This is a genomic window from Snodgrassella sp. B3800, assembly GCF_026535865.1.
In the GTDB taxonomy this organism is placed as follows: domain Bacteria; phylum Pseudomonadota; class Gammaproteobacteria; order Burkholderiales; family Neisseriaceae; genus Snodgrassella; species Snodgrassella alvi_E.
Map to the genome: position 1 here is coordinate 456367 of NZ_JAFNPH010000001.1, position 21723 is coordinate 478089.

Below are 21723 nucleotides of genomic sequence, written 5' to 3' on the forward strand. Positions count from 1 at the left end.
TATAGTTAAGTATCCCCATTTATTAACTGCATTAATAAAGGGGACATCAAATCGTACTTATTTCGGAGCCATATTCCATATTCTTAGTTGAATATGGAAATATTATTTTTCTGAGCGAAATAGTTAAAATTTTTTAAATTTGTGTCTGCTTGTACTTAATAAGGTTAGTTAAATTCACTATAATATTAGTTTAGGAAAGTTTTATTAATGACTATAAACAGGATACCGCCAGTAGTTGCCTATCCGGGTAAAAGCGCTTTGTTTATTACGCTTGGTATTAAGGACAATGAAACAGCAGTTGCTGATGTTCTTGATTTTATCACCGGTTTTTCAGCTTTAATACGCAGTTTACATGGCCGTTTTCATGATGAACATTTCAATGCGTTAATGGGGATTGGTTCGGATGCGTGGGACAGATTGCGTCCAGCGAAACCCAAACCGAAAGAGCTAGTGCCTTTTACTGAAATCAAAGGTGCTAAGCATACTGCTGTGGCCACACCAGGCGATTTATTTTTCCATATTCGTGCAGACCGTCAGGATATTTGCTATGAAATGGCCGCAATGATTCATGAAATTCTGGGAGAGGCCACTTATCCGATAGATGAGGTCAGCGGATTCCGTTATCTGGATGGGCGTGCCATTATTGGTTTTGTCGATGGTACTGAAAATCCTGACGACGAACGCAAAATAGATTATGCCGTGGTTGGTGATGAAGATCCTCTGTTTCGTAACGGTAGCTATGCTTTCACTCAGAAATACCTGCACAACATGCAGGCATGGCGACAATTATCAGTTGAGGAACAAGAAAAAACTATCGGTCGGCGCCGATTCAATGATATTGAACTTTCCGATGAGGAAAAACCGCAGACAGCACATAACAATGTCAGCAAAGTTTATGATGCTGAGGGTAATGAACTAAAAATAGTTCGCGCAAATGTTGCTTTTGCCCATCCATCGAAAAATGAATATGGTACATTCTTTATTGGCTATGCCCGTTCATTTGCTGTTACCCGTCAGATGGTTAAACAAATGTTCACCGGTAATGCAGAAGGACATGTCGATCGTCTGCTGGATTTCAGTACCCCAGTGAGCGGCAGTCTATACTTCATACCTTCTCCTGATTTAATGGATGAATTTGATTCGTAAGTTACTTTTGCATGTTTTATTCAAGGGGAACCTGCTCGAAACTGCGACAGATTCGGTTTAACTCTAATTTATAACATCATCTCAATAAAGGAAAACTGTTTGCATGGGTAGTGTACTTTTTTTACAGGCCATCACCGTTATTTTTTCGTTGTCCATAGTCACGACGCTATTAAATAAACGGTTGTTTGATATGCCACAGGCCATCGGTGTGCCGATTGTTTCCGCAATTCTTGTATTCGCTCTGCAATGGGGTATGAATTTGTTCGGACGCAATCATTTTATTCATGTGGATATCCAGGCGTTGAAAGCTGCAGTTGGCCATATTAATTTTTATGATTTTCTGGTTAACGGTGTAATCTGTTTTATCCTGACTTCCTCTGCCCTCAAATTCAAGATTTCCGATTTAAAACGCTACTGGCGTCAGATATTAATTTTAGCCACTCTGGGTTTGCTGTTGTGTTCCGTACTGTTTGGCGGGCTGCTTTATGCTTTCCAGTTTCTGGTAGGAGATTATGTCCCGCTGCTCGTGCTGCTACTACTTGGTTCTGCCCTCGGTGCCACTGACCCTATTGGTATCAAAGGCGTATTGAGCTCAGTTCGCACACCTCGGCATTTGATGGTTAAGCTGGAAGGTGAATCTTTATTCAACGATGCGATGTGTATCGTGGTGTTTATGACCATTCTAACGCTGATTAACGGCCAGCATGTTTCACCCATAGGTGTGATTGAGAATTTCTTCTATGAAATTATTGTAGCCGTGATTATCGGTTTTATCTTTGGTATCGGCGCATTACGCCTGCTACACGGTAAACATGAAAATGAATCACTGATTCTAGCCACTGCCCTGCTCGCTTCTGGTTCATATCTGGTGGCCTATTTTGCCCATGCTTCCGGCCCAATTGCCTGTGTGGTTGGAGGTCTGATTGTCGGTAATAAATGGCAGGAAGTATTGCAGAAAAAAGAAATAGATGATGTTAATAATTTCTGGCATGCGGTAGAAGGGATCATCAATTCTTTCCTATTTACCCTGATTGGTCTGGAACTTTTTATTGTAGACATGAGCAAAACGCTGGTTATCGGCGGTATTGTTGCATTCGTGTTACTACATCTGAGCCGCTTTATCGGCAATATTCTGGCCTTTATGCTGTTTCCTAAAGTGCATAAGAAAAGCTACCATGGCAGCCTGACCATTCTGTCATGGGGTGGTGTACGCGGCGGTATTTCTCTGGCTTTGATTCTAGCCGTAGCCAATATGCCGGCATTGGCCAAATACAGCGATATTCTTGTTGGTTATACTTTTATCTGTGTATTGCTATCAGGTGTGGTATGTGGTCTGGGGTTACCGGAAGTATTGAATGCGTTTTATTACAATCCGGACGAACCGAAAACCGGTTTTCGCGGCTGGTATCAGCGCCAGTGTCATCGTTTTAACCGCAGTGGCGTGATGTATACTATTGAAGATCGGTCTGATGGTTCAGAATATATTTCTGTTTATAATCCGATTGCTGTAGCTACCGCTGCTGCTGACCCGAGTGAAGAGATTGCTCTGACACCAGAAGAATTAAAACAGAAAGTAGACAAATTGGAAAATCCGGATAATTTTTAATCCGAATCTAAAAATGCCGGCTTGATTAAGCCGGCATTTTTATTAAGCTATATAGGCCAAACTTTTTTTATTTCAATTGTGCTTCTATAAATTCTCGTACTGCTGCGGCATCGTTATCCATGATGGTAACACGCTGTGGTAAATCTTCCAGCCCAGCCAAATTATCTGGCCGCGGGATTTTGACATTATCACCTACGGCTTCATGGATAGTCTGGGCAAATTTAGCTGGCTGTGCTGTTTCTAGACAAACAATAATTTCACCAGCTTCGCGCAATTGCCGTGCAACTTTTACACCATCAGCAGTATGAGGATCTATTAGCTCGCCGTCTTCTGCATAAACTTGTGCAATAGTATGCAGACGGTCGGTATGTGTGCTTTTACCAGCAGCAAAGCCATATTGGCTGTGGATTTTGTCGAGCAATGGGCTTAGGTCAAACCCGCTGCCAGTGGCTACCTGTTGCCAGAGCTGCTGCACTTTAGCACCATCGTGGTCCAGCAGATCATATACAAAGCGTTCGAAATTGGAAGCTTTGGAAATATCCATCGAAGGGCTGGAGGTAACAAAAGTATGTGCTGCATCCCGCGGACGATAATGACCAGTATTGAAAAATTCGTTCAATACATCGTTTTCATTTGTGGCAACTATCAGACGGTGAATGGGCAGACCCATACTTCGCGCAATATGTCCGGCCAGTACATTACCGAAATTACCGCTTGGTACACAAAATGATACTTTCTGCTCGTTACTGTTGGTGGCAGCAAAATAGCCTTTAAAATAATACACCACTTGCGCCACTATCCTGCCCCAGTTAATCGAATTAACCGTACTCAGATGGTAATTAGCCTTGAAAGCATGATCATTCTGTAAAGCTTTCACAATGTCCTGACAATCGTCGAACATACCTTTGATAGCGATATTGAATATATTGCCATCCTGCAAGCTGTACATTTGTGCACGCTGAAAATCGCTCATTTTGCCAAAAGGCGATAACATGAACACATTTACTCTGTCTTTACCCCTCAAGGCATATTCAGCTGCAGAACCAGTATCACCGCTGGTGGCGCCGATAATATTGAGATAACGGTTTTCACGTCCAAGCACATATTCAAAGAGATTGCCCAATAACTGCATGGCCATATCTTTAAAAGCTAGTGTAGGGCCGTTAGATAACGCTTGAATATTGACACCGTCATGCAACGTTCTCAGAGGCGTAATTTCATCGCTACCAAATACATCTGCAGTATAGGTTTTGCTAATGATTGTCTGTAAATCCGCTTTAGGTATGTCAGTAGCAAATAAGCTGATGATTTGCAGAGCCAGCTCAGCATAGCTCAATGAGCGCCAGTCATGCAGAGTAAATGCATCGATATGTGGATAGCTTTGTGGCAGTAACAATCCACCATCATCAGCCAGCCCCGCCATTAATGCCTGACTAAAGCTTTTTGGTGCTGTCTGCCCTCTGGTACTAATGTATTTCATTGTTTCTCCTGTATGATTCTGAAATCATATCTGAACCATAGTTAATAACGCTGCATTCCGTAGCTGCATTTTTCAGCCTCTGATGCAATTAATACACTTACATTCTGCTGGCGATTTTGTGGATTGACCATTTTGATTACTTCTTCGATGCTGAACTTACGTTTGTTTTGCTCAGCAATACAACTACAATACTGTTTACTCACTCCAGAAAGGTCAATTGTACCGAGTCCACGGATAAGCAGTGGCTTACTCAGCTGAAGCTGACACTCATTATTAATCATGTAACCAGCTATGCCGGAGATCAGTCCGTATTCTGCTTTTTTATCATATTGAATACCGACCCCTATCACTACCACTACAAAAACCAGCAGAAACAATATTTTATTCATGAATTTTTGTCAGTTGCATTATAATCAAACCCGAATACAACCACCCTTTTTTAAGATATGTAATCACACGATTATACACGCAATGTAAAATCTGAATAGCGGGCAAACTTCATTCAATCAGGTACAATATCTTACACGAATTGCCGTGTACAGAATGACACGATATGGATTTATTTAATCAAAAACCTTTAGCCCCACTGGCAGAACAGTTACGTCCACAGAATCTGGATGAAGTGATCGGCCAGCAACATCTGATTGGTGAGGGTAAACCATTACGGGTCGCAGTTGAAACTGGACATCTACACTCTATGCTGTTGTGGGGTCCTCCTGGCGTAGGTAAAACCACACTGGCACGCATTCTGGCACAGAGTTTCAATGCTCAGTTTATTCCATTGTCAGCGGTTTTTTCCGGTGTCAAGGAAATTCGTGCGGCGGTCGAAAAGGCGCAGCTTGCATTACAACATGGTCAGCGTACTATATTATTTGTAGATGAAGTGCATCGCTTCAATAAATCTCAGCAGGATGCATTTTTACCCTATGTAGAAAACGGTCTTTTCACATTTATTGGCGCCACCACTGAAAACCCCTCTTTCGAAGTGAATCCAGCTCTTTTAAGCCGCTCACAGGTTTATAAGCTGCATTCGCTCAGCATTGAAGAATTAAAACAGCTTCAGCAGAAAGTATTCAGTCTGCAGGCTTTCAAAACATTCAGTATTGATGAGGATGCTCAGACACTCATTCTCAACAGTGCCGACGGTGATGGTCGGCGTTTTCTAAATCTTCTGGAACAATTAATTCACACTGCACAGGCTCAGCAGCAAAGTGTTATCAGTGCAGCATTAACGGCCAGTAGTCTTGGCACACAGCTGCGTCGTTTCGATAAAGGTGGTGACAGCTTCTACGAACAGATTTCTGCTTTACATAAGTCTGTACGTGGTTCCCATCCTAATGCCGCTATTTACTGGTTTTCACGCATGCTCGATGGTGGCGCAGACCCGCGCTATCTGGCAAGGCGCATTATCCGTATGGCGTGGGAGGATATCGGGTTGGCAGATCCTCGGGCAATGCAAATAGCGAATGATGCAGCCCTTACTTATGAGCGTCTGGGCAGCCCCGAAGGCGAACTAGCTCTAGGGCAGGCTGTATTGTATCTAGCCTGTGCTGCCAAAAGTAATGCAGGATATATGGCTTATAATGAGGCACGTGCATTTGTTAAACAGCATCCCTCCAGTGAAGTGCCTGTACATTTGCGCAATGCACCTACTAAGCTGATGAAAGAGCTGGGTTATGGCAGAGAATACCGTTATGCACACGATGAACCCAATGCTTATGCAGCTGGTGAAACTTATATGCCAGACGGTATGGAAGAACCGTCTTTTTATCAGCCAGTAGCACGCGGGCTGGAAATTAAAATCGCGGACAAGCTGGCATTTTTACATAATCTGGACGAAGAGGCCGGTCAGAATGCAAACAAATAAGCAATCACTCTGTACACTTGAAACCCAGCCATTTGGCTTGATAGATGGAGACAGCGCCACACTATGGACATTGTCTAATAGCAACGGCATGAAGGTATCGATAATAAATTTTGGTGCCATTATTACTTCAATTGTAATACCAGACCGAGACGGCAATTCAGTGGAATGTGTACTGGGCTTTGATAATGCTGAAGACTATGCCAGCAATAGCTACCGTGCCAACAATCCGCATCTGGGAGCAGTAATCGGGCGACATGCTGGCCGTATCAGCCATGCGAAAGCAAAGCTAAATCAGGAATGGATTCAGTTGTCACCCAATCATGGCGAGCATCACATGCATGGCGGATTTTGCGGCTTCGACCAGAAATGGTGGACAGTGCATACCACGCACACAGATGACGAATGTGCTTCCATCACGTTGCAATTATTCAGCGCCGATGGAGAAGAAGGCTATCCCGGCAATCTGAACGTTCAAGTTTGTTATACTCTGACAGCTAATAATGAGTTAAATGTTGATTTCAGCGCTGAAACAGATCGAGATACGTTGATTAATCTTACTCAACACAGTTATTTCAATCTGGCTTTGCGAGAAAATACTGTCAGCGAGCATCAGTTATGGTTGTTACCTATGGAAGTAATTGATACAGATGCAGATATGATGCCTACTGGTGAGGTTTCTAAGGCACCAGCAGCACTGGATTTCCATTCTGCCCGCCCTATTGGCAATAGTGTAATTGATACTGCCTATATCTTACCTCCTCATTCCAATCAAAGCATTGTAGCGAGTATTAGCGCGCCAGATACGGGACTTTCAATGGCGGTTAAAACTGATGCACCGGTAATGGTGGTTTATAACGCCCAGCATCTAACAAAACAACCGATACCGCAACGTAAAGCACTGCAACCATTTGCTGCCATCTGTTTTGAACCGCAGGGTTATACCGATGCAGCAAACCAGCCAGCTTTTCCCAATAATATTCTTCGGGCCGGGACTACATATAAACAGCATATCAGCTATATATTTAGCCGCAATCCTATCCAACCCATATGTAGTTAACCCTACTTAGACCTACAACTGCTGGATGAAGGCAAATTAAGGTGTAAAATCTTTGATTGCTAAACAGAGTAAATCCAGTTCGACTAAGGACCATATCGGTACATTGCTCGTGATAAAATGAATACGTCTTTTACCAACCCATATTGCTTAGCATGAAATGGAATGATATTCAGGCCATAGCATTCGATCTTGATGGTACGCTGGTCGATTCAATTGCCGATTTGTGTGCAGCGGCCAATCATATGCGTGCCGAAATGAATCTGGCACCTTTACCCGCAGAAGAACTCACCAGCTACGTAGGCGATGGTTTGTCTAGTCTGGTGCATCGGGCGCTCAGTGGAAGTAAAGACGGACAGGCTGATGAAGCTAGCTGGGCACAAGGTTTTACTGCATTTATTGCTTATTACCGTACTCATCTAAGTGTTCATACCCGTCCCTATCCTGAGGTTGAAACCGCACTAGCTCTATTTCGTAACAGAGGATTACCCTTAGCGGTAATTACTAATAAAAATGAAATTCTTGCAGTGGAATTATTGTGCGAACTGGGACTGGCCGATTCTTTTAGTTTAGTGGTAGGTGGTGACACACTGAGTGAAAAGAAACCCTCCCCTATGCCCTTATTGCACACAGCCGAAGTATTAGGTGTTGCTATTCAAAATTTATTAATGGTGGGTGATTCAGCAAATGACATTCTTGCAGCCAAAGCTGCCGATGCCTTAAGCTGTGGCGTAACTTGGGGTTATGCCGATATGGGACTACTGGCACAAAACCCCGATACCAAACCAGATATCATTATTGACCACCTGCCTCAGATTGATGATGGCATGCGGCATCATGGCGATAGTGAAATCCGCGCATGAAACCAAAAATCAGCTTACGCGGCCGTGCCATTGCTATATTGGCACGGCAAGAAATCAGCCGTGCTGAGCTGACACGTAAATTACGCCCGCATGTAGAAGAAAACGATGATATTGAATCTTTGCTAGATGAACTAGCCGAGCGGCACTGGCAATCTGATGCTCGCTATGCGGAAACCTACATCAACAGTAAAAGCCGTATACACGGCAATCTGCGATTACAGCAAAGCCTTAAACAAAAAGGAGTTAAAGCGGAGCTGATTGCCGATTATCTGCCAAACAAAGCGGAACAAATCAGTAATGCAGTCGCTGTTTTACAAAAAAAATATCGCCGGCCTCCATCTGATTTAAAAGAAAAGCACAAATATATGCATTTTCTAGCCTATCGTGGATTTAGCATGGATATTATCAATACAGCTATGCATCGTGCTTGGGAAGAGAGTATTCTTCCAGAGGAAGAGTTTTGGGAATAGCGTATAAAAGGCAATAAAAAAATTGATGGGTTTGATGAAAAAAACTGAATTAGTTACGCGCTCAGTTTTTGGCAAATCGCGATAATTAAAAAGTCCGGTAATTGGCCGGACTTTTTAATTATTGACAGACTATATCAATGCAGACTGACATCTTCACGTTTCACTTTGTCATTACTGGTGCCGGTAGGTTTGGTTGACCAGTAACCTGCAAGAAACGAACCGGAAATATTATGCCACAGTGAGAATATTGCTCCGGGGATTGCAGCCATTGGCCCAAAGAAATTCGTGCCTAATACTGCAGCCAGACCTGAGTTCTGCATACCTACTTCCAGTGCAAGGGTACGACAAATGGATTTATCAAAACCAAACAGCCGTCCACCCCAATATCCACCAATCAGCCCCAAACCATTGTGCAGAATTACGCCAAATACAACAATAGCTGTTTCAATCCCTATTTTATCACTGCTCAGCGAAACTACCGTTGCCAATACAAGGATAATTACGCACATGGTAATCAATGGCAATGAGGGTACAATTTTTTTTACTTGCTGCGGGATAAAATAATTTATCCCCACTCCGATAGCAATCGGTAATGCCACAATAAGCAGAATTTCCTTGAGCATATTCACTACCGGTACAGCAATAGAAGCTGCAATGTACAATTTAGCCAGTAATGGCGTAGCAAAAATACCCACTACAGTAGACAGCGCACTGATGGTTACCGAGAGTGCAACATCCCCTTTAGACAGAAACACCATAACGTTGGAAGCAGTACCACTGGCTACGCACCCTACCAGCACCATGCCTGCTTGCAATTCCGGCGACATGTTAAGCAATCTGGCTATCAGCCAAGCTGCCAGCGGCATAATCAGATAATGCAGGCCAATACCGGCCACGATTGGTGCCGGCCGTTTTAATACACGGGTAAAATCGGCTATTTTCAGTGTCATGCCCATGGACAGCATTACCAGCATCAGCATTTCTGAAATATAAGGTTTCAGTGGTGCGAAAACAGCAGGATTCAAATAGGCGAAGATAGAACATAAGGCTGCCCACAGTGGGAACAGCCTTGTAATGATAGCAATCACGAGAATTTTCTCATGTAATAACAGTAATCAGCTTAGGCAGCCATTGCCTTGATTTTGGCAGCCAGACGGCTTTTATGACGTGCAGCCTTGTTTTTATGGAAAACACCTTTATCAGCAATGCGATCAATCACTTTAACGCTTTCGCTGTAAGTAACCTGAGCAGCGGCCTTATCACCAGCTTCAACAGCTTTCAATACTTTTTTAACCGCAGTGCGAAAAGCGGTACGCAAGCTAGCGTTGTGAGCACGTTGTTTTAGTGCTTGGCGAGCGCGCTTACGAGATTGTGCACTATTGGCCATCAATATCTCCTAACATACATATACAAATCATGAAACGCCGAATTTTAATGACTTCGCAGCATAAATGCAAGTGCCCTTGTTGTTTTTTAGCTGGCTTCGGCTGGTGGCAAGTAATTAAGATTACTTAGCTTACTCGTGTTTTTCGTCCTTGATGATGGCATTTTCCGGCAGCTGGCGGAAGTAATCACTATGCCAGTATGCTTGTGTACCTTCACGTATCAGTACCAAGCATACGGCAGCCAAAGGCAGCGCCAGCAGCATGCCTACAAATCCCAGCAACTGCCCAAAAGCCATTAAGGAAAAAATTACCCAAAAAGGTGACAGGCCAATGCGGTCACCGACAATTTTCGGCGTAACGAAAAAACTTTCCAGAAACTGGCCAATTGCAAACACACCCCATACCATCAGTAGTCCTGTCCAGCCATTAAACTGCAATAAAGCTGCCAGCGTAGCCAGCAACAATCCGGTAAATGCACCCAGATACGGTACAAATACCAGCAAGCCAGCCACCATGCCAATCGCAAATCCTGATTCTAGTCCTACCAGAGCGAGTCCCAAACCATATACCAGCCCCATAATGACCATCACTAATAATTCACCGCGCAGAAATTCACCCAGAACAGTATCCATATTAGTGGAAATGCGATTGTAAACCGGAAGGGCTCGGCGAGGAATCAGGTGGCGGATACCGGCTGTCCAGCGGTTCCAGTCGAGTAGAAAGTAGTACAACAGGAATGGCAATAACAACAGATTGGTTATCCATTCCACCATGCCGCTGCCATGCTGCCATACTACTGGTAACACTTTCGAAGCAGCATCCTTAATGCTGGCATTGTGGGTTTGAATCCATTGACCAACATAGCGGGACATATAATCAGCATCCCAGCGCAGGCGAATATGAAAAGTCTGATTCAGCCACGGAACCAGTTTATGATGAACCCAATTGAGAAAATCTGGAAGCTTTTCATAAATGCTGTCGAGCAGGTTAATCAGCATTGGTACGACAATTAGTAGCAATACCACGATTACACTCAGCCCTAGCAGCATCACGAGCATGGCTGCAATAGAGCGTGGGATCTTCAAACGGCGCAATTTTTCTACCAGCGGATTAAGAATATAGGCCAGAACCCCTGCTGCTACAAAAGGCATTAATATCGGTTTTAGTCCGATAAACAAACTGATGGTGGCCAGTAGTACTAGCGCGCCAATAATCCATGGAGTAACAGGAGAATGTTTTTTGCTGTTGATATTCATTAAATATACTCTTGCTGATTAAAAAAATAAGCTTGCAGCAATAATCTGGCAGTAATCTGCCTTTTATTATTCTAATAATAACTGAATAAATAACGTTCTGAAATAATTTATCTGCTAAGGTGATTATATCTGTAAATATTACGTAATGATAATTGAATAATCTATCTCATCGATTTCTATCTTCTCACTGCCCAATAAAAAAGCCAGCTGTTCGAACCAATTCGAACAGCTGGCTATAACAAGGCTTCAACAGCTTATTTTTTACGCTGTGGCGGTAAATCAGTACAGGTTCCCATGGCTACTTCTGCAGCCATGCCAATAGATTCACCAAGTGTTGGATGCGGATGAATGGTACGGCCGATATCGTCTGCATCACAACCCATTTCGATGGCCAGACAGATTTCACCAATCATGTCGCCGGCACTGGGGCCGACAATGGCACCACCAATAATCAATCCACTATCGGCATCGAAAATTAGTTTCGTCGCTCCCTCACTGCAACCATTGGCTACAGCTCTGCCAGAGGCTGCCCATGGAAACACTGCTTTAGTGATTTTGACACCATCTTTTTTAGCCTGATCTTCGGTTATACCTGCCCAGGCCACTTCTGGATTAGTATAGGCCACACCAGGAATTACCCGTGCGTCGAAATAAGCTTGATGACCGGCACAGTTTTCGGCAGCAACGTGACCTTCATGTACAGCTTTGTGCGCTAGCATTGGTTGGCCGACAATATCTCCAATTGCATAAATATGCGGAACATTAGTACGCATCTGTTTGTCTACATTGATAAAGCCACGGTCGGTAACCTCTACACCGGCATTTTCAGCACCAATCAGCTTACCATTCGGGGCACGGCCAGCAGCCACCAGTACTAGATCATAGCGTTGTGGTTCAGCTGGTGCTTTATCACCTTCAAAGGTAACATAAATACCGTCTTCTCTGGCTTCCACTGCTGTGGTTTTGGTGTTCAGCATAATATTATCGAAACGATGTTCGTTTTTCTTTTGCCAGATTCTAACCATATCACGGTCAGCGCCGAGCATCAGGCCACCCATCATTTCCACTACATCTAGGCGTGCACCAAGTGTACTGTAAACCGTGCCCATTTCTAGGCCAATGATACCGCCACCGATTATCAACATTTTTTCGGGCACAGATTTCAATGCCAGTGCGCCGGTTGAATCGACAATGCGTGGATCCTCTGGAATAAACGGCAGATTCACCACACGACTGCCGGCAGCAATAATGGTGTTTTTGAAAGCCAGAGTAACTTTTTCGCCGGTTTCTGTTTTACCTTCGCCGGAAGTCAGTTTGACCTCAATGTGATGTGGATCGATATACCGGCCATTACCGCGGATAATATCGACTTTACGTGTTTTAGCCATACCGGCAAGACCACCTGTCATTCTGGCAACTACTTTTTCTTTGTAGCTGCGTAGCTGGTCTATATCAATTTTTGGAGCCGGATACTCAATACCATTGGCTTTAAGCTCTTTCACTTCGTCAATCACTGCAGCGTTGTGCAACAATGCTTTGGAAGGGATACAACCTACGTTCAAACACACACCGCCGAGCGTGGCATAACGTTCTACAACTGCTACTTTGAGGCCTTCGTCGGCCGCAGCAAAAGCTGCAGAATAGCCACCAGGACCACCGCCTAACACGACTACATCATATTCAGCATCACTGCTGCCGTTGTAAGTGGCCGCTTGCGAAGCTGCAACGGGAGCCGTTTCACTGGCCGGTGCCGCTGCTTCGGTTGTTGCAGCTGCAGCTTCTATTACAGCAATCACCCCACCCTCAGAAATTTTATCGCCTACTTTAACTTTAACTTCCTTTACCACGCCGGCTATTTCAGCCGGTACATCCATCGTAGCTTTGTCAGTTTCCAGTGTAATGAGGGTATCGTCTACCGCAATGGTATCGCCCGTTTTGATTTCTACCGCTATGATATCAACATTCTGATAATTGCCAATATCCGGTACTTTCAGTTCAATTAAGCTCATGATCTAACCTTTTCCAGACTGTTGTATGTTAAACAACAGTATGTGCCTGTATTTCATGTATTCAGGCTGCCGAAAACGTTTCGGTTTTCAGGCAGCCTCCGGAATTGAAGTTTTACAGAGTAACGCGGCGGAAATCAGCCAGCAGCTGGCTGATAAATACCAGAAAACGCATGCCGGCTGCGCCATCAATCACACGATGGTCAAAAGATAGTGACAGCGGACACTGTAAGCGCGGTTCGAACTCCTTACCATTCCAGCTTGGTTTAATCTGCGATTTGCAAACGCCAAGAATCGCCACCTCAGGTGCATTGATAATTGGCGTAAAGCCGGTGCCGCCGATGCCACCTAGAGAAGAAATGGTGAAGCAGGCACCTTGCATTTCCTGTGGTTTGAGCTTGCCTTCACGTGCACGCTTACTCATGTCGGCCAGTTCCTGCGTGATTTCTTTGAGGCCTTTTTTATCAGCATTTTTGATAACTGGTACGACCAGACCATTCGGCGTATCAGCAGCAAAACCGATATTGATGTATTTTTTCAGTATCAGGTTATTGCCATCTAAAGATGAGTTGAATTCCGGAAATTCTTGCAAGGCTTTCACACAGGCCAGAATGATAAAAGCCAGCGGAGATACTTTCAGTCCTGCGCGCTCCCATTCTTTATTCAATTGCTTGCGGAAAGTTTCCAGTTCGGTCATGTCCGCATCTTCTTGCAAGGTGACATGCGGAATCATTACCCAATTGCGCGCCAGATTCTGACCAGATATTTTCTTGATACGCGACAGCTCTTTGACTTCGATTTCACCAAATTGACTGAAATCTACTTTCGGCCATGGCAATAAATCCAAACCACCACCCAGAGCAGTGCCAGCACCACCATGCTCGACTTTCTGCATGACTTCTTTGACAAAATTGCGCAAATCAAGCGGAGTGATGCGTCCTTTGCGACCGCTGCCACTTACTCGACCTAAATCTACACCCAGCTCACGCGCCAGTTTGCGCACAGAGGGGCTTGCATGGGCTTTTTCAAACCCTTTTTCGTCGATATCAGAGCTGCCAAATGCTTGAGAAACATGGCTCTTAATTTCGGCACGCAATTCATTGTTTTCTGCTGACGGCGTAGCTGCAACCTGTTTTTTGATTTCCGCAGCTTGTTTCTGATCCTGCGTAGCCGATTCAGCAGCAGGAGCAGAAACGGCGGCTACTTCAATGAGTGCACTGCCTTCTGATACTTTGTCACCCACCTTTACATGTACAGCGGTTACTTTTCCGGCCACTGTGGATGGGACATCCATGGTGGCCTTGTCGGTTTCGAGTGTAACCAGTGTCTGGTCTACTGCGACTTCATCACCTACATTGATGTCTACTTCTATAACATCTACATTAGAAAAGTTACCGATATCAGGTACATTTACGGCTACCGGCTTGGCTGCGGTAGCTGCCGGTACTGTAGCTGCAGCTTTGGCCGGAGCTTCGGCCGTTTGCGTTGTAGCGGCTGCATCAGCAGCTTCTACTTTGACAATCACACTGCCTTCTGAAACTTTATCCCCCACTTTGACCAATACTTCTTTTACCACTCCTGCGTGGTCAGCCGGTACGTCCATGGTGGCTTTATCGGTTTCAAGTGTAATCAAAGTATCGTCTACGGCAATTTTATCGCCCACTTTTACAGCCACGTCAATGACATCGACACCGGTATAATTACCGATATCCGGTACTTTTATTTCTACAATCTGACTCATCATTATGTCCTTTGGTGACAGCAGGCTGTTGCCTGCGTCCGACAATCGTTAGCTTATACAGCCAACAAAACCTGCCTGAAACCCAAGAGGATTCAGGCAGTCGGTTCATTAGCGTGTCCAGCTCGGTTCTACATCAGCCTTGATACCATATTTGTTGATGGCATCCTGAACAACCTGTTTGCTGATTTTACCTTCATCAGCTAAGCCATTCAGAGCAGCCACCGCTACGTGGTAACGGTTGATTTCAAAGAACTCACGCAAATTGTCACGAGAATCACTGCGGCCGAAGCCATCTGTACCCAACACAGTAAATACATCTTGTGGGACGTAAGCGCGGATACGGTCGGCAAAGTGACGTACATAATCAGTAGAGGCCACCACCGGTCCTTCATGGCCAGACAGCAGTTGAGTAACGTAAGGTACTTTCTGTGTATCTGTTGGATGCAGACGGTTGTAACGTTCGATATTGATACCATCACGGTACAGTTCATTAAACGAAGTCACGCTCCAAACATTGGCTTCTACGTCAAAGTCCTGTTTCAGTAATTCTGCTGCAGCTATCACCTCTTGCAAAATTACGCCGGAACCCATCAGCTGCACTTTTAGTTTGTCGCCTTTAGCTTCCTGCAGCAAATACATACCGTTCAGAATCTGCTGTTCTATACCTTCACGCTGTGGCATGGCCGGATGTTTATAGTTTTGGTTCATCAGAGTGATGTAATAGAAAACATCTTCACGGTCTACATACATGCGCTGCATACCATGCTGAATAATTACAGCTACTTCATAAGAGAATGAAGGATCATATGAGATGCAGTTTGGTATCAGTTCTGCTTGAATATGACTGTGGCCATCCTGATGTTGCAAACCTTCACCGTTTAGAGTAGTACGGCCGGCGGTACCACCCAGCATAAAGCCACGGGCTCGTTGATCCCCAGCAGCCCACGCCAGATCACCAATTCGCTGAAAACCGAACATTGAGTAATAGATATAGAATGGAATCAGTGGATAATCGTTGTTTGAATAGCTAGTAGCAGCTGCTATCCATGAACTCATGGCGCCTGGTTCGTTAATACCTTCTTGAAAAATCTGACCGTTTTTAGATTCTTTATAGAACATGAGCTGGTCATGATCCTGCGGAGTATAAATCTGTCCTTTGGGATTCCAGATAGCATACTGACGGAACAAACCTTCCATACCAAAAGTACGGCTTTCATCCGGTACAATCGGCACTACGCGCTTACCAATGTTTTTGTCTTTCAACAATGTGCTCAAGATACGCACAAACGCCATAGTCGTAGAAAATTCTCGGTCGCCACTATCTTGTAGTTGTGCGGCAAATTCGCTCAGTGGCGGAATTGGCAGCTTTTCAGAATCGGGGTGACGATATGGTAGGAAGCCACCGAGCTGAGCACGACGCTCCTTCATATATTGCATTTCTTCGCTGTCTTCCGGTAAGCGGAAGAATGGCAGAGTGTGTTCCATCTCTTCATCGGTAACCGGAATTTCGAATCGGTCACGGAACTGTTTCAGCGATTTCATGTCCATTTTCTTGGCCTGATGAGCTGTATTTTGCGCTTCGCCAGAAGCACCCATGCCATAGCCTTTAATGGTTTTAGCCAGAATCACGGTCGGACGTCCATCTGGATTGTTCACGGCTTCGTAGTAAGCTGCATAAACTTTATGCGGGTCATGGCCGCCACGATTCAGAGACCAAATTTCATCGTCTGACATATTGGCCACCATGGCTTTCAGCTCAGGCGTATTGAAAAAATGTTCCCTTACATAGGCACCATTCTGAGACTTATACATCTGATAATCGCCGTCTACACATTCTTCCATGCGTTGTTTCAGCAGATTGTCTTTGTCCTGAGCCAGCAGTGCATCCCAGCGGCTGCCCCAGATTACTTTCAATACGTTCCAGCCAGCACCGCGGAAGTTGCCTTCCAATTCCTGAATAATTTTACCGTTACCACGTACCGGACCATCCAGACGCTGTAAATTACAATTCACTACGAAAATCAAATTATCTAGGCCATCACGGGCTGCCAGTGCAATCGCACCCTGACTTTCTGGCTCATCCATTTCGCCGTCGCCACAGAATACCCACACTTTACGACCCTGTGTTTTGGCCAGACCACGGGATTCGAGATATTTCAGTAAGCGAGCTTGATAGATACCCTGTATTGGACCAAGCCCCATAGATACGGTTGGAAACTGCCAGAAATCAGGCATCAGCCAGGGATGTGGGTAAGAAGATAGGCCGTGGCCATGAACTTCCTGCCGGAAATTTTGCATCTGCTCTTCAGTTAATCGACCTTCTACAAAAGCTCTGGCGTAGAAACCGGGAGCACTGTGGCCCTGGAAAAATACAAGGTCGCCTTCTTGATTTTCTGTTTTACCATGCCAAAAATGATTAAAACCGACATCATACAAAGTAGCACAGGATTGGAAGCTGGCTATGTGGCCGCCCAATTCGAGATTTTTTTTGCTAGCGTTCAATACTAGTGCCGCTGCATTCCAGCGTACCAATGATCGAATACGATGTTCTAATTCATGATTACCCGGTGATTTTTTTTCTTTACCAACAGGAATAGTGTTGAGATAGGCGGTGGTGGCTGAAAATGGCATGTAGATGCCACGGCGGCGTATATAGCGCACTAAGCTTTCCATTAAATAATGTGCGCGCTCAGGCCCCTCTTCTTTTAATACTGAACTGAGCGAATCCAACCATTCCTGGGTTTCAATCGGATCGATATCTTGATCATGGAAGTCAGCAGACATAGCAATATCCTCTTTCATATGGGATTGAGTCATGAACAAAACACTTTATGTTGTTGCTATTTCATCTATTTATTTTCTTTTTATCATCAATTACTTTAATTGCTTTACCAAATTGATAAGAAAAAATACATATAAATTCAAACAACTTACAATAATTCAGCATAATCCAAACTGGATAAAAGCATACATTATTGTGATGCAACATACTGTATTTTCGCTTAAATCGTACCAGTGTAACAGGCAATCGGCAATGTCTTTTTACACCAATTTTCTGATTTAAAACAACCAAACATATGTTCACAAATTAGTATATATCAGCCTTTTAGTCTGTAGATTAAAGGACAAAAAAGGGTAATTCATTGGCGCATAAAGTAAATGAAAGAGGGATATAACCTTTAAAATGTTATGAGCATTAACATAAATCATTTATATTTGAATGATTTTAAAAACACAACGCTAAACAAAAAAAAATTATTCTATTAAGCTTAATTTTACACAGACCATTATGAATACAAATATTTTATATTCATTAATAACATATACATAATAAAACGTTTTTTAGATTACAAAATAAATCCTTCAGATCCACTGAAAAAATTTTTTGTATCTTTGTTTTTCTTATTTCTATTTAAATTTATTTTTATGTCGGCGCCTTATTCACATCGAGTTGTTAATTTGAAGATACGGGGTTGATTTTAGTCAGCATCGGTAAGTCCAATACTACATTGAGAAACTATAAAATACGGATTACATAAATCTGTAAGAAGGTATGCAGGTTTGATTCTGTTATCTGAAATTTCCTAAACCATGTTTATTCAGCTACTGCGAAAACCATGATAGTTAGGTACTTTAAACTTTAACCGTTTGTCCCCAAGTTTGGATACAATGCTAATTTGAAAATCTAAAAAAATCTGCACAAAGGACGGAACATGGCAGACCGCAATTATTATGAAATTCTGGGTGTAGACCGCAAAGCCAGCGACGATGATATTAAGAAAGCCTATCGTAAGCTGGTACGAAAATATCATCCGGATGTCAGTAAAGATCCAGATGCTGTAGCCAAAACCAGTGAAATTAATATTGCCTACGAAACTTTGCATGATAAGGAAAAACGAGCCGAATACGACGCTATGCTGGACAATCCGTTTGGCCATGGCGCCCAGCAACAGGCCGGTGGTCGTAGCGGATTTAATTATCAGCAATACGATTTTGACCCCAGCCATTTTGGTCAGAACGGTGCTTTCGGTAATGGTGATTTTCATTTCGACGATTTATTTTCAGCATTTGGCAGCCGTGGGGGACATGGTTTTCAGCAAAACCGTACTGGTCCGATCAAAGGGGAAGATCAACATGCTGAGTTGGTAATTGACATCGACGCAGCCTACCACGGTGCTCAGCGCAGCATGTCACTGGAAATGCCTACGCTCAATGCTCAGGGTCAGATGAGCTACGAGCGTAAAACCCTGAATGTTAAAATTCCGGCTGGTATAACAGAAGGACAACAAATTCGTCTTAGCGGACAAGGCTTGCCGGGTTTTAATGGTGGAGCAGCTGGAGATTTATACTTAAAAATCAGTTTCCGCAATCAGGACAACCTGTATGTACAGAATCGAAAGGATGTATACCAGCGCATCAGTGTGGCACCATGGACAGCAGCATTGGGCGGTAAAATTGACGTCAGCACACCTGCTGGCAAGTTAAGTATGAATCTTCCGGCCAACAGTCACAATGGTCAGAAAATGCGCTTGAAAGGCAAAGGCATACCAGCCAAAGAGGCTGGCGATTTGTATCTGCTGATTAATATCGTTCTACCCAAGAGCGACACCGAAGCTGACCGCGCCGCGTGGCAGGCATTGGCTCAGCACTATGCAGGTTTTCAGCCTGAGAACCACGTTTGATAGCAGGAGCGTAACATGAATAATATTCAACAAGATATAGAGTTAAGCTTTGACGATTTGGTTCGCGCCTGCGACAATCAAAGCAGTTGGGTACTGAGTCTGATTGCTGAAAGTGTCATTCCTGCAACTCAGAAACCAGAACTAGCACGCTACACTGGCTATCACATGGCAATTGCACGGCGTGCATGGCGCATTCACCGTGATTTCGATGCCAGTGCCAGTGCCACCGCCCTGATCTTGCAATTATTAGATGAAGTGGAAGATTTGCGCCGTCGCGGTTAGTACGGTATGGTTTTGATTCAGTGAAAGCAAGCTTACTGGTCGTTGTCTGGTAATTGTGCTGACCCCATCCGCCGTAAAATTACATTGGCTTTGCGGCGGATTTCCTTATCGTGCGGGTGGTCAGCGTAGTATAAAGGTCGAGGAACTCGAGCGGCCAACTTGGCTGCCTGTTGTGCCGATAATTGCATAGCTGTACGTCCGTAAATTGTCTCACTTGCCGCTTCTGCACCATATACGCCATAGCCCCATTCAATAACATTCAAGTACAAAGCGAAAATCCTGTCTTTATTCGTTGTGGCTTCCAGTAAGGAAGTGATTACTGCCTCTTCTGCCTTGCGCCAGTAATGGCGGCTTTCAGATAAAAACAGATTTTTGGCCAATTGTTGGCTGATGGTAGAACCGCCTGCCCGAATCTTGCCCTGATGTTCATTTTTTTTAATTGCCGTACGAATGCCGTTCCAGTCGAAACCATCATGTTCGGCAAAGCGTGCATCCTCAGATGCAATTAGCGCTTTTTTCAGATTTGGCGAAATGCGGTTATATGCTACCCATTGGTAATTTAGTTCCGTATCAGGACGGGAAGCAGCCAGTTCATGCATACGCAGCAACATAAATACCGTACGGTGAGGTGCTACAGCTCGGTAAGTTAAAAGGCTGCCATAAACGTATGCATTAAACAGCAAAAACAACGTCACCAGCATAATCAATAAACTGCGCACAATTTTCATCTTTTTTCCATTTCCGCGCGCATCTGCTCTGTTACCGGCCGGATATCCGGTCTAAATCCATGCCATAATTCGTAAGAAGCAGCTGCCTGTGCAACCAGCATTCCAAGACCATCTGCCAGCAGCGGACATCCTGCAGTCTTTGCCTGTAGTAGATACGGCGTTAGTTCCGCCGCATACATCATATCGTAGGCTAGTTTGGCCTTTGCCAGCACAGCAGATGGTATGGGCAAGGTCTGCCCGTATAAACTCCCAGAAGTGGCATTGATGACAACATCATATTGAGGTTGAATCTGATGATATTCACACCAACTTACTTCATGTTCCTGTGCCAACGACTGTACTTTGTGCACTGTACGGTTAGCAATGGTTAATGAAGCTGGATGTTGCTGCAAAAGTGGTTGAATCACTCCACGTGCCGCACCACCGGCACCCAATAGCAATATGTGCTGATTAAAGAGTGAAAACGACAACAACTCTTCAATTGCTCGCACTAGTCCAATACCATCTGTGTTGTCGCCAAGCAAACAATTATCATGCCAAAACAGTGTATTGACTGCTTTTGCTGCCTCCGCTCTGGAAGTCAGCTTATCGGCAAGCGTAAAAGCTTCATGCTTGAACGGCACCGTAACATTGGCACCAATGCCGCCTGCTGCAAAAAAAGCCTTTGCAGTAGCCGCAAATTCGTTCATGGGTGCCAAACGACGTTCATAGATTAATTCCCGTCCTTCCTGTGCAGCAAAAGCCTGATGAATCTGTGGCGAGCGACTATGCGCAATCGGATTTCCAAACACAGCAAACATAGTGTTCCGTTCCCCTCTGCAAAAAAATTAGCTGTTGCTATTATCCAGCCTCTACCACTCTATGGCAAAAATGCATGAAAAAACGTGTGAGCACAATAAAAAATTAAATAATTAATGACGATATAACTCTGATTCAGCCTCATTCGATTTAAAGCAGCCAACTTTTGCTTTTGGGCAAATAAGCTGATTTCCAACATACAATCAGACCTGTATTTAAGCAACATACGTAAAAATTTATTTTTAATTAACCTAAACTTACTATATTATCTACTTAAGACTTAATCGTTTTATATTCGTTTTATCTAACTATACTAAATATAGCCTGATTACATCCAGGTAAACACATAACTACTTATC

The 21723-nt window shown here is 44.1% G+C and carries 18 protein-coding genes; 8 read left to right on the forward strand and 10 right to left on the reverse strand.

Annotated features, from left to right (window positions below):
* The first annotated feature begins 207 nt into the window (after positions 1-207).
* Positions 208-1146, forward strand: a complete 939-nt coding sequence (locus tag J3U64_RS02060; RefSeq protein WP_267408110.1) for a Dyp-type peroxidase — start codon at positions 208-210, stop codon at positions 1144-1146.
* 103 nt (positions 1147-1249) lie between these two features.
* Positions 1250-2752: a cation:proton antiporter gene (locus J3U64_RS02065; protein ID WP_267390080.1), complete on the forward strand. Its 1503-nt coding sequence runs from the start codon at positions 1250-1252 to the stop codon at positions 2750-2752.
* 67 nt (positions 2753-2819) lie between these two features.
* Here the strand turns inward: J3U64_RS02065 and thrC are convergent, their stop codons facing one another.
* Positions 2820-4232, reverse strand: coding sequence for a threonine synthase (thrC, locus tag J3U64_RS02070; protein WP_267408111.1), 1413 nt, complete (start codon positions 4230-4232; stop codon positions 2820-2822).
* A gap of 41 nt (positions 4233-4273) precedes the next feature.
* On the reverse strand, positions 4274-4621 hold the full coding sequence (locus tag J3U64_RS02075; protein ID WP_267390078.1) for a hypothetical protein: 348 nt from the start codon (positions 4619-4621) through the stop codon (positions 4274-4276).
* Positions 4622-4785: 164 nt separating this feature from the next.
* Here J3U64_RS02075 and J3U64_RS02080 point away from each other — a divergent pair, with 164 nt between their 5' ends.
* From J3U64_RS02080 to recX, 4 genes are all read left to right on the forward strand, one after another.
* On the forward strand, positions 4786-6099 hold the full coding sequence (locus tag J3U64_RS02080) for a replication-associated recombination protein A (protein WP_267408112.1): 1314 nt from the start codon (positions 4786-4788) through the stop codon (positions 6097-6099).
* Complete coding sequence (locus J3U64_RS02085) at positions 6086-7156, forward strand: aldose epimerase family protein (protein ID WP_267408113.1); 1071 nt, start codon at positions 6086-6088, stop codon at positions 7154-7156. The genes J3U64_RS02080 and J3U64_RS02085 overlap by 14 nt, the downstream gene beginning before the upstream one ends.
* 152 nt (positions 7157-7308) lie before the next feature.
* Positions 7309-8016 (forward strand): phosphoglycolate phosphatase, encoded by a 708-nt coding sequence (locus tag J3U64_RS02090; RefSeq protein ID WP_267408114.1) that lies wholly within the window; start codon positions 7309-7311, stop codon positions 8014-8016.
* The gene (gene recX, locus J3U64_RS02095) at positions 8013-8486 is read left to right on the forward strand and encodes a recombination regulator RecX (RefSeq protein ID WP_100139939.1); all 474 of its coding nucleotides are present in this window, start codon (positions 8013-8015) and stop codon (positions 8484-8486) included. The genes J3U64_RS02090 and recX overlap by 4 nt, the downstream gene beginning before the upstream one ends.
* 134 nt (positions 8487-8620) lie before the next feature.
* On the opposite strand, the gene panS is transcribed toward recX, so the two are convergent.
* From panS to aceE, 6 genes are all read right to left on the reverse strand, one after another.
* Positions 8621-9574: a ketopantoate/pantoate/pantothenate transporter PanS gene (gene panS / locus J3U64_RS02100; protein ID WP_267390074.1), complete on the reverse strand. Its 954-nt coding sequence runs from the start codon at positions 9572-9574 to the stop codon at positions 8621-8623.
* 32 nt (positions 9575-9606) lie between these two features.
* Entirely contained in the window at positions 9607-9873 is a 267-nt protein-coding gene (gene rpsT, locus J3U64_RS02105; RefSeq protein ID WP_025330392.1) for a 30S ribosomal protein S20, read from the reverse strand.
* Positions 9874-10002: 129 nt separating this feature from the next.
* Positions 10003-11121, reverse strand: coding sequence for an AI-2E family transporter (locus tag J3U64_RS02110; RefSeq protein ID WP_370387135.1), 1119 nt, complete (start codon positions 11119-11121; stop codon positions 10003-10005).
* Positions 11122-11381: 260 nt separating this feature from the next.
* A complete protein-coding gene (gene lpdA / locus J3U64_RS02115; protein ID WP_267408115.1) occupies positions 11382-13136 on the reverse strand; it encodes a dihydrolipoyl dehydrogenase in 1755 nt (584 codons plus the stop codon).
* Between the two features lie 112 nt (positions 13137-13248).
* Positions 13249-14874, reverse strand: coding sequence for a dihydrolipoyllysine-residue acetyltransferase (gene aceF, locus J3U64_RS02120; RefSeq protein ID WP_267408116.1), 1626 nt, complete (start codon positions 14872-14874; stop codon positions 13249-13251).
* Between the two features lie 108 nt (positions 14875-14982).
* Positions 14983-17691, reverse strand: a complete 2709-nt coding sequence (gene aceE, locus J3U64_RS02125; protein ID WP_370386417.1) for a pyruvate dehydrogenase (acetyl-transferring), homodimeric type — start codon at positions 17689-17691, stop codon at positions 14983-14985.
* 896 nt (positions 17692-18587) lie between these two features.
* Here aceE and J3U64_RS02130 point away from each other — a divergent pair.
* Positions 18588-19556, forward strand: a complete 969-nt coding sequence (locus J3U64_RS02130) for a DnaJ C-terminal domain-containing protein (RefSeq protein ID WP_267408117.1) — start codon at positions 18588-18590, stop codon at positions 19554-19556.
* 15 nt (positions 19557-19571) lie between these two features.
* The gene (locus tag J3U64_RS02135; protein WP_100139932.1) at positions 19572-19838 is read left to right on the forward strand and encodes a chaperone modulator CbpM; all 267 of its coding nucleotides are present in this window, start codon (positions 19572-19574) and stop codon (positions 19836-19838) included.
* Between the two features lie 32 nt (positions 19839-19870).
* Here the strand turns inward: J3U64_RS02135 and mtgA are convergent, their stop codons facing one another.
* Together mtgA and aroE are read right to left on the reverse strand one after the other, a co-directional pair.
* Positions 19871-20566 carry a monofunctional biosynthetic peptidoglycan transglycosylase gene (mtgA, locus tag J3U64_RS02140; protein WP_100156830.1) on the reverse strand — a complete coding sequence of 232 codons (696 nt, stop codon included), beginning with the start codon at positions 20564-20566 and terminating at the stop codon, positions 19871-19873.
* Positions 20563-21366, reverse strand: coding sequence for a shikimate dehydrogenase (gene aroE / locus J3U64_RS02145; protein WP_267408118.1), 804 nt, complete (start codon positions 21364-21366; stop codon positions 20563-20565). The genes mtgA and aroE overlap by 4 nt, the downstream gene beginning before the upstream one ends.
* Positions 21367-21723 lie beyond the last annotated feature (357 nt).

What these genes read in the sequence shown, in the direction of transcription:
- rpsT (WP_025330392.1), bottom strand. Translation starts at nt 9,873, where the DNA reads ATGGCCAATAGTGCACAATCTCGTAAGCGCGCTCGCCAAGCACTAAAA.
- mtgA (WP_100156830.1), bottom strand. Translation starts at nt 20,566, where the DNA reads ATGAAAATTGTGCGCAGTTTATTGATTATGCTGGTGACGTTGTTTTTG.
- recX (WP_100139939.1), top strand. Translation starts at nt 8,013, where the DNA reads ATGAAACCAAAAATCAGCTTACGCGGCCGTGCCATTGCTATATTGGCA.
- J3U64_RS02065 (WP_267390080.1), top strand. Translation starts at nt 1,250, where the DNA reads ATGGGTAGTGTACTTTTTTTACAGGCCATCACCGTTATTTTTTCGTTG.
- aroE (WP_267408118.1), bottom strand. Translation starts at nt 21,366, where the DNA reads ATGTTTGCTGTGTTTGGAAATCCGATTGCGCATAGTCGCTCGCCACAG.
- J3U64_RS02080 (WP_267408112.1), top strand. Translation starts at nt 4,786, where the DNA reads ATGGATTTATTTAATCAAAAACCTTTAGCCCCACTGGCAGAACAGTTA.
- J3U64_RS02085 (WP_267408113.1), top strand. Translation starts at nt 6,086, where the DNA reads ATGCAAACAAATAAGCAATCACTCTGTACACTTGAAACCCAGCCATTT.
- aceE (WP_370386417.1), bottom strand. Translation starts at nt 17,691, where the DNA reads ATGACTCAATCCCATATGAAAGAGGATATTGCTATGTCTGCTGACTTC.
- J3U64_RS02135 (WP_100139932.1), top strand. Translation starts at nt 19,572, where the DNA reads ATGAATAATATTCAACAAGATATAGAGTTAAGCTTTGACGATTTGGTT.
- lpdA (WP_267408115.1), bottom strand. Translation starts at nt 13,136, where the DNA reads ATGAGCTTAATTGAACTGAAAGTACCGGATATTGGCAATTATCAGAAT.
- J3U64_RS02130 (WP_267408117.1), top strand. Translation starts at nt 18,588, where the DNA reads ATGGCAGACCGCAATTATTATGAAATTCTGGGTGTAGACCGCAAAGCC.
- J3U64_RS02075 (WP_267390078.1), bottom strand. Translation starts at nt 4,621, where the DNA reads ATGAATAAAATATTGTTTCTGCTGGTTTTTGTAGTGGTAGTGATAGGG.
- thrC (WP_267408111.1), bottom strand. Translation starts at nt 4,232, where the DNA reads ATGAAATACATTAGTACCAGAGGGCAGACAGCACCAAAAAGCTTTAGT.
- aceF (WP_267408116.1), bottom strand. Translation starts at nt 14,874, where the DNA reads ATGAGTCAGATTGTAGAAATAAAAGTACCGGATATCGGTAATTATACC.
- J3U64_RS02060 (WP_267408110.1), top strand. Translation starts at nt 208, where the DNA reads ATGACTATAAACAGGATACCGCCAGTAGTTGCCTATCCGGGTAAAAGC.
- J3U64_RS02090 (WP_267408114.1), top strand. Translation starts at nt 7,309, where the DNA reads ATGAAATGGAATGATATTCAGGCCATAGCATTCGATCTTGATGGTACG.